Origin of the sequence: Hymenobacter siberiensis (assembly GCF_018967865.2) — a bacterium.
Classification (GTDB): domain Bacteria; phylum Bacteroidota; class Bacteroidia; order Cytophagales; family Hymenobacteraceae; genus Hymenobacter; species Hymenobacter siberiensis.
This window is the reverse complement of record NZ_JAHLZY020000001.1, coordinates 2,773,767-2,787,160: the sequence shown is the minus strand read 5'-3', so window position 1 is coordinate 2,787,160 and position 13,394 is coordinate 2,773,767. Positions and strand designations below refer to the sequence as shown.

Sequence of the window (13,394 nt, the reverse complement as noted above, 5' to 3'; positions counted from 1 at the left end):
AAGGTCCCCGAACGGTCATGCTTCGCTGCGCTCTGCATGACCGTTCGGGGACTTTCTAAACAGCCTCATAAAAAAATCCCGCTGCCTGACAAGGCAGCGGGATTTTTTTATGCTTTTCATCTTCATTTCCGCTTCATGACTTCATTCAACCTTCATTATTTACTCATCAACTTTTCACTAAAATTTCATTTCTCAGTCGGTTTAAATTCAAACCGAATGCTACCGCAGTCCACTACGCCGCCGCTTCCCACCCCGCACTGCTATGAACAAGTTTATTTCCGGCATCGTCGCCTTCTCGCTGAAGAACCGCTTCTTCATCTTTTTCATGACGGCGCTGCTCGTAGCCGGCGGCACCTACAGCTACGTCCACACGCCCATCGAGGCGTTTCCGGACGTGACGAATATCCAAATGATTATCGTGAGTCTCTGGCCCGGCCGCTCGGCCGGGGAGGTGGAGCGCTTCGTGAGTACGCCCATCGAGGTGGCCATGAACTCGGTGCAGATGAAGAGTAAAATGCGCTCCATCAGCATGTTTGGCCTGTCGGTGCTCAAGATAAACTTCGAGGGCAACGTGGAGGACTTCTTCACCCCACTCAGCAGGTGAACAACCTACTGAGTGGGGTGAATCTACCCGCCGGCTGCGACTTACATGTGCAGCCGCCCGACGGCCCGACGGGCGAGATTTTCCGCTACACGGTGCAGAGCCGCACCGGCCGCAGCACTAACGAGTTACTCGCCATTCAGGACTGGACGGTGGAGCGGCAGCTAAAATCGGTGCCCGGCGTGGCCGATATCGCGGCTTTCGGCGGCACGCGTAAGGTGTACGAAATCAGCGTGAACCCCGCCATGCTGGCCAAGTACGACATGACGCCGCTGGAGGTGTTCGAAGCCGTGCAGAAGTCGAACATGAACGTTGGGCGGCGACGTGATTGAGAAGAACTCGCAGAGCTACGTGGTGCGCGGTATCGGCCTGCTCACCAAGCCCGAGGACATCGGCAACATCATCGTCAAGGACATTAATAACGTGCCGGTGCTGGTGCGCAACGTGGCTCAGGTGAAGGAAAGCAACGCCCCCCGCGTGGGCCAGGCCGGGCTGGACGACCAGAGCGACGTCGTGGAAGGCATCGTGGTAATGCGCAAGGGCGAAACCCCCGCCGAGGTGCTGAGCTCAACGAAAAGGTGCTACCCAATAACTTGTATATCAAAGTGTTATACGACCTAGACGTGCTGATGGACCACTGCACGCACACCGTGATTCACAACCTGATGGAGGGCATTGTACTCGTCACGCTCATCTTCATGGCCGACTGGCGCACCACGCTCACAGTGGGCATTGTGGTGCCGCTGGCGCTGCTGTTTACCTTCGTGTGTTTGCGGCTGGAAGGCATGAGCGCCAACTTGTTGAGCATGGGCGCGATTGATTTCGGCATCATCATCGACGGGGCGGTGGTGATGGTGATGGTGGAGGGTGTTTTCGTGGTGCTCGACCACAAGGCCCAGCAGGTGGGCATGGAGAAGTTCAACAAGCTGGCCAAGATGGGCATGATTAAGAAGACTGGTGGCGAGCTGGGCAAGGCCGTGTTCTTCTCGAAGCTGATTATTCTGACCTGCCTGCTGCCCATTTTTGCCTTCGAGAAAGTGGAGGGCAAGATGTTCAGCCTGCTGGCCTACACGCTGGGCTCTGCCCTGATCTGACGCTGACGCTGGTGCCCGTGCTGTGCTCGCTGCTGCTGAACAAGAACGTGAAGGAGAAGCACAACCCCATCGTAACCTTCTTCGACACCATTGTAACCAATGCTTTTGGCTTCACTTACCGCCACAAGATGCTGAGCTTCGGCGTGACGATGGTGGTGGTAGTGGCCGGCCTGTATTCGTTTAAATTGCTGGGCTCGGAGTTTCTGCCCAAACTGAACGAGGGCGCGCTGTGGGTAGAAACCAAGCTGCCGATGTCGTCTTCCCTGACGGAAACCAACAAGATGGCGGCCAACTACCGCCGCATCCTGCGCTCGTTTCCGGAAGTGACGTCGGTGCTTTCGCAAATGGGCCGCTCCAACGACGGCACCGACCCTTTGGGTACTTACTACGTGCAGGCCCAGGTGAACCTCAAACCCAAGGACGAGTGGAAGCGCGACATCACTAAGGAGCAGCTGATTGAGGAGATGGACAAAAAGCTGAAGGAGTACCCCGGCATTATTTTCAATTACTCACAGCCGATTATCGACAACGTGGCGGAAGCCGTGGCGGGCATCAACGCGGCGCTGGCCGTGAAGATTTTTGGCAATGACCTCAAGGAGCTCGACGGCAAGTCCAATGAGGTGATGAAGGACCTGGGCACCGTGCGCGGCGTGAAGGACCTGGGCATTCTGCGCAACCTGGGCCAGCCCGAAATGAGCGTGCGCCTCGACCAGACCCGCATGGCTGTATAGGGCGTGCAAACCACTGATGATCAGACCGTGGTAGAAATTGCGGTAGGCGGCAAGGCCGCTACCCAGATTTACGAGGGCGAGCGCAAATTCGACGTGACGGTGCGCTACCCCAAGCAGAACCTTGACACCGAGCAGAAAATCGGCGGGTTGCGCGTGCCCACCATCCGGGGCAGCAAGGTGGCGCTGAAGGAGATTGCCGAAATTGGCACCAGCAATGGCTCGGCCTTCGTGTACCACGATAACGGCCAGCGCTTTATCGCGGTGAAGTTCTCCATTCGGGACCGTGACATGAGCTCGACCATCGCCGAGGCTCAGAAGAAGATGGACCAAAGCATCAAGCTCGACAAGGGCTACCGCATTGAGTGGGCCGGCGAGTTTGAGAACCAGGTGCGGGCCACCAAACACCTGGGGCAAGTGGTGCCGGTGTCGCTGGTCATCGTCTTTATCCTGCTGTTTATCACCTTCGGAAATGGCAAGGATGCCGCGCTGGTACTGGCCAACGTGCCGTTTGCCCTCATCGGCGGCATCGCGGCGCTACACCTCACGGGCGTCAACTTCTCGATTTCGGCCGGCATCGGCTTCATTGCGCTGCTGGGGATATGTATTCAGAACGGCATCGTGCTCATCATCGTGTTCAAGGAAAGCCTGCGCAAGAAGCTGAGCCTGAGCGAAATCCTGCGCCTGGGCGTGGCCTCGCGCGTGCGCCCCGTGGTGATGACGGCCCTCATGGCCATGATTGGCCTGTTTCCGGCGGCCCTCAGCACCGGCATCGGCTCCGAAACGCAGAAGCCGCTGGCCATTGTGGTGATTAGTGGGCTGGTGACGGCCACGGTACTTCCCCTGCTGATTTTCCCGCTCATCTTCGCCTTCTTCTACTGTGAGATGAACCAGAATGGCCCGGCTCCCAAGCGCCAGCGGAAGGAGCGGCCGGTGTTGGTGGGGGCATAGGCCGTAATTTGCAGCGAAAGAACTTTAGCTGGGCAAACCAGTTATTCCCGGCGCAACGTATTTTTTGCCTCCATCATCGAATTTCATAATTATGGCCTCTTCCGAAACCCGCGCTCAGGTGCAGGACTACTACGGCACCCAATTGCAAACCAGTCAGGACCTGCTCACCAATGCCTGCTGCACCGATGATATTCCGCTTGCGCACCGGCGTATTCTGGCCCAAATGGAGTCAGAGGTACTGGAGAAATATTATGGCTGCGGCGTGTGCATTCCCGATGCCATTGAAGGCATCACGGTACTTGACCTGGGCTCCGGTTCGGGCCGCGACGCTTATTTGCTTTCCAAGCTGGTGGGCGAGCATGGCCACGTTATCGGCGTGGACATGACCGAGGAGCAGCTCGATGTGGCCCGCCGTCACATTGATGCCCATACCGTCACCTTTGGCTACTCGAAGCCTAACGTGGAGTTCCGCCACGGCTACATCGAAGACCTGAAATCGGCCAACATCCCCGACAACAGCGTGGACTTGGTGGTGAGCAACTGCGTGCTCAACCTGAGCACCGACAAAGAGGCCACCTACCGCGAAATTTTCCGGGTGCTGAAGCCCGGCGGTGAGCTGTTCATCGCCGACGTGTTTGCCGACCGCCGCGTGCCCGAAATCCTGCGCCAGGACCCCATTCTCTACGGCGAATGCCTGAGCGGCGCCATGTACACCGAGGATTTCCGCCGCCTGTTGCTCCGCTTGGGCATCAACGACTACCGCGTGCTCAGCAGCCGCCGCCTCACCATCAACAATGCTGAAATCGAGGAAAAAGTAGGCAATATCGGCTTCTACTCGCTCACCGTGCGGGCCTTCAAGCTCGACATCGAAGACAAGTGCGAAGACCACGGCCAGGTGGCTACTTACCTGGGCACCATTCCCGGCCAGCCCAACAAGTTCGTGCTCGACGACCATCACACCTTCGAAACCGGCCGTCCCATGCTGGTGTGTGGCAACACTGCCGCCATGGTGGCTGATACCCGCTACGGCTCCCACTTCAAGGTAATGGGCGATACCAGCCAGCACTTCGGCCTGTTCGACTGCGGTCCGTCGCCGTTAGCAGTGGCCTCCGGCGAGGCCGTGAGCGGCAGCTGCTGCTAGGGAGTTTCGGTTTTTTTGCTAAAAAGGAAAGGGTGGGCCGTATGGCTCACCCTTTCCTTTTTGGTTGTTAGCGAGTCAGCCGGGCCCGAAGGCCAGCTAGCAAGCCGGCGGCCTCCGGGGCAGTGCCCGTCAGCAGCACCCCCGCGCCATACAGCACCGTGAGCACGCTGCCGCGCATCAGCAGCGTGAGGAAAGCATTGCCGGTATCAGGCAGTACCCAGGCTGCAAAACCGGCCCCGGCCGCCACCACCAGGATGCGCCCAATCTTGCCATCGAAGGGCTGCATGCCATAGTTGCGCCACACAAACCACGTCCGCACGGTGTTGATGCTGACCAGCGCGATGCAGTACGCCAGGGCCGCGCCGGCCAGCGCCAGGCGCGGGATGAGTATCCAGTTGAGCACGACCACGGCGGCGGCCAGCGAGACGTTGAACACCAAATCGAACCGGTAGCGCGGCGACGTGGCCACGATGATGCCATTGACGCCGGTGATGCCATCGAACAGCCGGCCGCCCAACAGCAGGAGCACCGCTGTGGTGCCCACCGCGTACTCGGGCCGGTGAATGAGGCCATAGATAAAGTCAAGATTCAGGCCGATGCCTAAAGCTAAATAGCAGCCCAGTAGCGTGTTAATACGGGTGCTGCGGCGGTAAAAGTCGGCCATCTTGGCCATATTGCCTTCCTTCCAGTATTCGGCGATGAGCGAAAAGGCCGTTTTGTAGAGCGCCCGAAAGGGCAGGACCAGGGCCGTGCTTACATTGGTGGCAATGAGATAGATACCGGCGGCTGCCAGACTGACTTTGGTGCCCACCATCAGGCTGTCGATGTTGAGCAGCACCGTGCCCGAGATGTTGCTCAGCAGCACAAATGCCCCGAAGCCCAGCATCTCGCGCAAGGGCTTGATGCGCAGCGCCTCACGCGTGGGCCGCAGGTGTAGCTCGCCAATGGCCGCCAAATACACGGCCAGCAGTACCGCCACCACCGCATACGCCCCCACGTAGGCCAGCACGAAGCCGTGAAAGCTGATAACACCTTGGCTGTAAGCAATGGCGGCTCCCATCAGCATCAGCCGTAATAGGATTTCCTGGCAAAACGAGGAAAAAGACGTGTGATAGAGCGAGCGCAGGTAAGCGTCCTGCAAGGAGCCCAGCATGATGCAGCCTGCCAGCGCAATGGCCGCCAGGTAGTGCGGCGAAAGCAATGCCGCATCGCCCTTGGCGTACCACTGCAGCAGCAATGGCTTGCCCACCAGCATGGCCAGTGCCACCACCACAAAGCCGAGTAGCGGTGGCCCCAGCAGCAGCGGAAAGAAGCCCGCGTGGTTGCGCCCCTGGTTCCGGAAAAACGGGAAATACCGAATGCCCATATTGGCAAATCCGAAGGAAGCTACCTGCGCCCCGATGGTAGCCAGTGGTAGCAATACGCTGGCTGTGAGGCCAATCTGGGACGGCGAAAGCAGGCGCGGCAGCACCAGAATTGTGTTGGCAAAGCCAATGGCGAGGCCCACGTAGGAAATCAGGGTGTTGCGAATGCCCTGGCGCTGAACGATGCCCAAACGGTAAATGAGTAAATGAGTAAATGGGTAATTCCGACTTCGGCGGGGGCTGGCGGGCTCAAAGTTCGGCCACAATCTCGCTTCCGGTGAGAAAAGCTGTGCCGCGCTGCTGTAAATAGCCCATGATTTCGTCAAACTGGTGCGGGCCGGTTACTTGGTTGGCCGGGTCGAAATGGTCGTTGTGCCAGAGCAAGGTGGCCACGCCGCCAAACCGCTCAATTTCGGCCAGCATGGGGCGGAGTGCGGGCAATATTTCCTCCGCCCGCAGCTGTAAGTAATTGGGATGGTGCAGTGTGGCATCCATCACGTTGAGCGGAATTTCCAGAAAGGCGTGTTCGGAGCCCGTCGCAAAATTGAACGGGTAAAATGGGTGGCAGTAGGAATTGCGAAACCCAAAATGCTCGGCAAAACCCAGGGTGGAGTCGTATGGAAACCAGTTGGCCGCGTCTACAAGGGCCGGGGTCTGGCGCGGCTCCCATCGCAGGTAGTGAAAGCGTAGCCCCGCGGCGCCATGCTGCAGGCGCTCCACCTCCCGCACCAGGTGCGGCGCATCAGTAGCCGTTCCGATACTGCCGTGCAGACTGATTTCGCAGCCTTGCGCCTTTAGTGCCTCCAGGCGCTGGAGCAGCGCCGGGGAAACCGCGTAGTCTGCATTGGGGGTGCCATTGGCTCCTGGCCGGGACTCGGGCAAAATGAAAAAGCTGGACTTCGCCCCGTGCGCTGCCGTGGCGGCGGCCACGGCTTCCAGGTTGTCCCAGGCATCGGGTTGGGTGAAGTGCTGCCACGCCAGTTGCCCAAAATTCAGAAGTTGGCCGTGTTGTAGTGCCGCTTTAGCCGGCGCTTTCCAACTGCTGCGCAGATTGTCGATGTCGTGGGTGATGAAGGCGGCGAACGGCGCGCCACCGGCCCAGCGGCGGGGCCGCAGCGGCTGGCTAGTGACATGCTCCACGGCCGTTTTCAGTACGTCGAAGTAGTAGTTTGCCACCGGCAAATCCACGAAACCGTACTGCTTTTGCACGCTGGCCGCGTAGGGAAAACGCCCGTGCCGGTCGCGGGCATCGGAGAAATATTCCTGCCACCCGCTGAGCAGATAGAAGGCGGCTGAAATGATATCGGCTCCAATCTCGGCCCGGCCCGGGCTCAGGCTCAGCAACGGGACTTCGGGCTGACTATCGAAGAAAAAAGGGATGCGCTGCCCGGCCCAGTCACGGTAGTTGGGCGCAGCAGGGTAGGGCGTATTTTGCTGGAAAAAATTGCCCGTACCAGCTATAATGGTGATGGCCGGGTGGCTGGCCGCGTAGCCGATATCCACGTTCGGCGCATCAGGATATGCCAGCCGGAAATGCTGCAACACATAGGCCAGCCGCATCCCGGCCGTGACTGGGGCGGCGTTGAGCGGGGGCAAGGCAGGTGCGGTTGTAATAGCTGGCATTGATTCAAAAGTAATCGAATATCAGCTGGTTGCGGCGGATTTGTTCAGCCACTTATTTAGTAATGCCGCCGTGCGAATCTGGCTGCGGCCTTCATCGGCGGTGCCGAGCGTCGCGTTGTAATAAGTAGCCCGCAGGTAGAGGTCGGCGGGCTTGTGCTGGGCGTAGCGGCGCAGGGCGGCGGCCAGCTCGGCGGTTGTATCGGCGCGCTCCACTAGGCCCCGCGCGGCGTAGCCGTAGTAGTCGTTGGTGAGGGCAAAGGTGCCGAAACGGAAGTAGATGCTGGCCACATTCAGCAGCGTGGCTTCGAGGTGGGTGGAGGTGTCGGCGGCCACCAAGGCGTCCTGGCGCAGCAGGAAATCAAACACGTTTTCCTCTTGGGCGCTCGACCATTGCAGGGCGGGCAGCAGCTTGCGCAGCGGCTCAAAATCGCGGCTGTCGCTGGGGTGAGGGCGCAGGGTGAAGGTGAGGTTCGGCAGCTCGCGCAACAGGTACACCAGCGTATCGACCAGGGCCGGCATGGGGTCGTGGATGTTGCAGGCAATGCCCACCCGCTTCACCTGCGGCGCGGCGTTTTTCTGGTTGAGGTAGGCGTCGGCTTTGGGCATGCCCACCAGGGCCACCTCGCCCTGCACGGGGCCGCAAAGGCGGTACTTGTCCAGCGCATCCTGGCCTTCGAGCAGGCTGAGGTCGAAGCCTAGGGGCGGGAAGTTGGCGCTCACGCTGGCGTGCTGCACATAAGCGGTGGGCACGCCCTCGGCCCGGCAGGCCAGGAGCAGGGAGCGGGTGTCGTCGTTGTGGTCGTTGGAGAAAACCACGGCGCGGGGCCGGTGCTGGCGCAGCGCTCGCCGGTACACCTCGTAGTAGCCGATGGCGTAGAAAATGAAGTCGAAAAATCGCCAGGCCCGGCCGCCGTCCGTTTTCAAAAGGCCAAAAAATGCCAACGGAAACTGCCAGTAGTAAAGCAGCTTGCGCCGCAGCGACAGCCGGTTCACCGCCGCGTTGTAGCGCCCGATATTCTTGGCCTGCCCTGCCACCAGCACCGCGTCGGGCCGGGCTTTCTGGATGAATTCCAGTGCGTCGTAGTTGTTGGCGCTCACCACGTAAAGCCAGACCTTGCCGTGCAGGGCGTCACGGTTTTTGATGGGCTGGAAAATGTTGCCTGCCAGCCGCAGGCCCGCGTAGCCCAGTACCCGCGCCAGCCGCTTTATTGGGTTGGCTGGGGAAATATCAGCCAGCACCGCTGGCGGCAGGGCCGCGAATATGGCGGTGAAGCGCAACTGCAGGATGTCGCGCAGGCGCGGGATTAGCGGTTGTAGCACATGCTTTAGCTTGTGCATGGTTTGGGCTTTAATTAGGAAACAATTTGGCCGTGCAACAATGCACAAGCTAAAGCATGTGCTACAAGGCCTCCCAACTAAGTGGGGTGCCGGGCTTTAGGTCTTTCACGGCTTTGCGGCCCAGCACCACGTCCCAGTGGCGCGGCCACAGGCCATCGCCGGGGCGGATGATTTTTAGGTTATCCGCGGTGAATTCTTCGCCGGCCGCAATGGGCTTCGAAACGTAGATGCTGCGTTTGTAAAGCCGGCTTTTTTCCTCGCCGGTTTGAATGCAGAGCTGCACCGTGCCCAGGGCCTGGTGGGCGCGCTCGGTTTCCTCCACCAGCATCTTCAGCTCGTGCGGCTCCAGCGAGAAGGCGGAGTCTACGCCGCCCTCGGCGCGGCTCAGGGTGAAGTGCTTTTCGATGACGCAGGCGCCCAGGGCCACGGCGGCCACGCTGGCGCCCACGCCCATGGTGTGGTCGCTCAGGCCGATGGGGCAGCCGAAGGTTTCGGCCAGCACCGGGATGGTGCGCAGGTTGGTGTTGGCCGGCGAGGCGGGGTAGGTGCTGGTGCATTTCAGCAGCACCAGTTCGCGGCAGCCGGCTTCGCGCAGCACTCGTACGGCATCGTCAATCTCGGCCAGGGTGGCCGCGCCGGTGCTCACAATCACAGGTTTGCCAGTGGCGGCTACCTTGCGCAGCAGCGGCCAGTGGGCGTTTTCGAAGGAAGCAATTTTGTAGGCCGGCACGTCCAGAGACTCGAGAAAATCCACTGCGGTCTCGTCAAACGGCGAGCTGAAGGCCAGCATGCCGTGCTGCCGGGCGCGGGCGAACAGCTCGGCGTGCCACTCCCAGGGCGTATGCGCCTCCTCGTAGAGCTTATACAGATTCTTGCCCTCCCACAGCGACTGACCTTCCTCATCAATGGCAAAACCGGTGTCCATCGTAATGGTGTCGGCGGTATAGGTCTGCAGCTTAAGGGCATCCACGCCGGCGGCGGCGGCGGCATCCACCAGGGCCAGGGCCCGGTCGAGGCTCTGGTTGTGGTTGCCCGACATTTCGGCGATGATAAACGGCTTGTGCGCGGGGCCAACCGGGCGGCCACCGATGGTGATTTCGGTCATGATTTTATTGGGGCGAATCGGAAGCACAAAGGTACCGCGAAGTAGTGCGGACTTTCAGTCCGCGAGTACGTGGATTGCGTAGTTCAAAACCGGGGTGCTCGCGGACTGAAAGTCCGCGCTACAGCTCATCCAGCGTATGAATGCTGTGGTCCGCTTCGTGCGCCGCATCGGCCTCGTAATGCGCATAGTTTCCCCGCAGAATTCGCACCGTTTTAAACCCCAGCGGCTTAATGCCCACGAAGTCCTTCTTCACATTGTCGCCCACGTAGGTTACATCCGCTGGCGTCACGCCCTCGCGCTGGCAAATCAGCTGGAAAACGTGCGGGTTGGGCTTGGCGCGGTGGCGGCCGTAGCGGTTGGTGAGGTAGGCGTGGCGCACCCGGCCCGTGAGGCCCAGGGCGGCCACTTTGCGGGCCTGCACTTCCTTGTGGCCATCGGTTACGATGTAGAGCGGCCAGTCGGCGAAGCGTGTGAGGCAGTGCTCGGCATCGGGAAATAAGGTTAGCTCGGGCTTGTGCTGGCGGTAGGTGCGCAGGCAGGCAGCTACCAGCGCCCTGCTCCAGCGGCCATGTAGTTTGAGGACGTTATCAAAAACCTGCCCTCGGCCCTGCACGGCTTCCTCAGCAATCATACCGGCCGCCAGCGTTTCGGCTGGCACGCCCAGCAATGGACCCAGCATTGCCGCCACGGCCCGAAAACCGCTGTGCACGTAGCTGAGCTCGGGGTAGAGCGTGTCATCAAGGTCGAAAACGAGGACGGACATAGTGGGGGCAGGGCCTGCCCCCGCCCGCCGTTGAACGGCCGGCACAAAGGCAAATAGTGAGATAGAAGGGCGTGATGGCCAGCAAAATTCGTTCAACGGCGGGCGGGGGCAGGCCCCGCACCCTACACCGGCATCACCACATCGGCCGCGGCCCGTATCTGGCGTAACGGCCGGGCCGCCGGCCGGAACGGAGACTGACTCAAATCAGCCCCCGTCGCTTCCTGCAAAAACCAGAAAAACGAATCGACGCCCGCCGCGATGCCCAGCGTGGAGGCTCCGCCAAAGCGGCAGTTGCATTCGATGATGTGCAGGCCGTCATCGTCGGTGAGCATGGCTTGCAGCACGAAGGGGCCGTAGAGGCCGAGCTTTTCGATGGTGGGCGTGAGGCGGGCCAGCAGCTCAGGCACTTCAATGGTGGTCGTTATCTGCGACTCGCCGCGCACCACCAGGTCGCGCGTGCGGGCGATGAGGCCGTGTACGTGGCCGGTGCGGTCCACGTAACCATCTACGCTTATTTCCTGGCCTTGAATAAATGGCTGAAAAACAGGTTCCTGGAGCTCGTAGGAGTGGGTGAGGGCGGCGGCTTCGGGCAGGTTGAGGCCCAGGCTGAGCGAGCCGGCCCCGTAGCGCTCTTTCACCACAAACGCTGTGTTGGCGGCCAGCGGCTCGCGGTCGGTGGCCAGGGCGTCGAGGCGCAGGCTGGTGGGTATTACCGGCAGGCCGCTCAGGCGGCCGAAGGTGGCAAACTCTATCTTGTCGAGGCAGCGCTGCACGGCGGCGGGCTCGCTCACCAGCACCGCGATGCCAGCGGCGGCGAGCGTGGCGCGGTGCCGGGCCCAGAAAGCCAGCTCCCCATCGCGCGTGGGGATGATGTACGCGATGCCCATCTCCTGACACTGCCGAATAATGGCCGGCAGATTATCGTCGCTGGCAAGCGGCATTACCCACTGCCCATCGGTGTAGTGGAATGCCAGAGCCTGCGGGTTGAGGTCGCCGCCGATAACCTTAATGCTGGGATTGAAGCGCTTAGCCGCATTCTTCACGGCTTCCGTGAGCGGGACTTTGGCCGATATGCTGGTGATGAGGAGGTGGCCGAGGCCTTTCGCAGCGGCCGTTTCGGCGGCGGCCAACGTGTCTTGCCGGGCCCGCTCGAAGGCAATGATTTCGGGAATGGCTACCTCCAGGGTGGTCGGTGGCAGCCAGTCTATCTGGCTGTTCCAACGGGTCATGTCGGCCTGGGAGGCTTCAAACGGAATATCGGAAGCCACGTAGTTGGCCCGCATTTTCGGAAAGTTCTGCCGGAGTACATCCACCACGTCGGATACGCGGCGGGCGCGGCCGGTGCCCAGATTGATGATGCCGGTGATGCTTTCGGCCGCGGCCAACCGGAGCAGGCCCTCGGCCGTATCGGCGGCGTAGAGGTAGTCGAAAAATGACTCAGCCCCATACACCGTGATTTCCTCGCCGGCCAGCAGCATCCGTACCCAGCGCGAGGTGATGTCGCGCCCGTTGCGCCCGTAGCCCCGGTAGATGCGCGGCGTAACGGTGCTGAACTGCTGCGCCCGAAACGTATCGAGAAAGCGCAGCTCGATTTCGTGGGCCAGCTTGGCCATGCCCGTCAGGTTGCGGGGGAGGATGGGGTCGGTTTCGCGCAGGCTGGTGGCCTGAGTGGGCACCTCGGCAAAGTTGTAGAGCGCGGGGTCGTAAATGAGGTAGCTGGAGGCGAACACCACGCGGCGCAGCGAAGGCAGGTCCTTCTGCACCGTCATGAGGTGGTGGCTGAGCTGCACGTTGTGCCGGAAATTCTCTTCCCAGAAGCCGTAGGTTTCGGTCGAGCGCTCGAACGTAGCGGCGAGGTGAATGAACAAATCGGGCGCAAAAATCCCGATTTCCTGCTCGGTGAGGGCGTTCAAATCGCCCTGACGGTACTGGAACCGGGCCGGAAAATCGGCCGGACGCGGCTTCAAATCGCCAGCTAGCAACTGAATATCAGAATCGAGCGCCGCCAGGCGGCGCACCATCTCCTGGCCGATTACGCCGGCTGCGCCGCTGATGAATATTCGTTTAAAGGGCAGTTCCAAAGGCTGTGGCATAGTCGGCGGCCAGCTGGCCGTGCATCAGTGAGTCGGTAAAAGTACCGGGCTGGAGCTGGATATGCTGCCGCAGCCGCCCTTCCAGCCAAAACCCTGCCTCTTCCAGAATGGCGACGTGGGCCGGGCGAATGTCGTAGGTTTCGGTGAACAAGCGGTTGAATTTCAAGTCTTCAAATGCTACCTGGCCCAGCAGCCGTAGGTGCGCCCGGAAATCCTGGCGGTAGGTGGCCGGCTCGGCCGCCCGCGTGGGCTCAACCAGGAAAGAAACTTCGGCCCGCAAATCGGCCCAGGAAATGTGCACAAGGCCGCCGTAGGCAATCAGCTCCTCATTGTGCAGGAGTGAGAACAGCAGCTGCCCCGGTTTTTCCTGCTCGAATAACGGCAGTACAACACGCTGGAAATAAGCCTCCTGCTGGTATGCCGTGAGTGGCGCGGCCTGCCGCAATACGTCGAGCTGGGCGTTGCGCCAGGCGCGGATAGGTTCCCGGTCCTCGTAGCGAATGGGGACGAGGCGGTAGGCGTCGTGGCGGAATTCGGATTGGCGGAGGGGGCGGTAGGTGGTCACGGTTGGGAGCGTTTTTAGAACGTCATGC

The 13,394-nt window shown here is 60.7% G+C and carries 8 protein-coding genes and 1 pseudogene; 2 read left to right on the top strand and 7 right to left on the bottom strand.

The window, feature by feature from the left end:
* The first annotated feature begins 262 nt into the window (after nt 1-262).
* Both KQ659_RS12410 and KQ659_RS12405 read left to right on the top strand, forming a co-directional pair.
* Nucleotides 263-3,374 (top strand): annotated as a pseudogene (locus KQ659_RS12410) (efflux RND transporter permease subunit).
* 91 nt (nt 3,375-3,465) lie between these two features.
* Nucleotides 3,466-4,515 (top strand): methyltransferase domain-containing protein, encoded by a 1,050-nt coding sequence (locus KQ659_RS12405; protein WP_216688515.1) that lies wholly within the window; start codon nt 3,466-3,468, stop codon nt 4,513-4,515.
* A gap of 67 nt (nt 4,516-4,582) precedes the next feature.
* Here the strand turns inward: KQ659_RS12405 and KQ659_RS12400 are convergent, their stop codons facing one another.
* The 7 genes from KQ659_RS12400 to KQ659_RS12370 form a co-directional block, all read right to left on the bottom strand.
* Nucleotides 4,583-6,070, bottom strand: a complete 1,488-nt coding sequence (locus KQ659_RS12400) for a lipopolysaccharide biosynthesis protein (RefSeq protein WP_216688516.1) — start codon at nt 6,068-6,070, stop codon at nt 4,583-4,585.
* A gap of 58 nt (nt 6,071-6,128) precedes the next feature.
* Nucleotides 6,129-7,475, bottom strand: a complete 1,347-nt coding sequence (locus KQ659_RS12395) for a DUF7033 domain-containing protein (protein ID WP_216688517.1) — start codon at nt 7,473-7,475, stop codon at nt 6,129-6,131.
* Between the two features lie 48 nt (nt 7,476-7,523).
* Nucleotides 7,524-8,840, bottom strand: a complete 1,317-nt coding sequence (locus tag KQ659_RS12390; protein ID WP_226929961.1) for a glycosyltransferase family protein — start codon at nt 8,838-8,840, stop codon at nt 7,524-7,526.
* A gap of 61 nt (nt 8,841-8,901) precedes the next feature.
* Entirely contained in the window at nt 8,902-9,945 is a 1,044-nt protein-coding gene (pseI, locus tag KQ659_RS12385) for a pseudaminic acid synthase (RefSeq protein ID WP_216690671.1), read from the bottom strand.
* A gap of 118 nt (nt 9,946-10,063) precedes the next feature.
* A complete protein-coding gene (locus tag KQ659_RS12380) occupies nt 10,064-10,708 on the bottom strand; it encodes an HAD family hydrolase (RefSeq protein ID WP_216688518.1) in 645 nt (214 codons plus the stop codon).
* A gap of 122 nt (nt 10,709-10,830) precedes the next feature.
* The gene (locus tag KQ659_RS12375) at nt 10,831-12,789 is read right to left on the bottom strand and encodes an NAD-dependent epimerase/dehydratase family protein (RefSeq protein ID WP_216688519.1); all 1,959 of its coding nucleotides are present in this window, start codon (nt 12,787-12,789) and stop codon (nt 10,831-10,833) included.
* Nucleotides 12,773-13,366 (bottom strand): GNAT family N-acetyltransferase, encoded by a 594-nt coding sequence (locus KQ659_RS12370; protein WP_216688520.1) that lies wholly within the window; start codon nt 13,364-13,366, stop codon nt 12,773-12,775. The genes KQ659_RS12375 and KQ659_RS12370 overlap by 17 nt, the downstream gene beginning before the upstream one ends.
* Between the last annotated feature and the right edge of the window lie 28 nt (nt 13,367-13,394).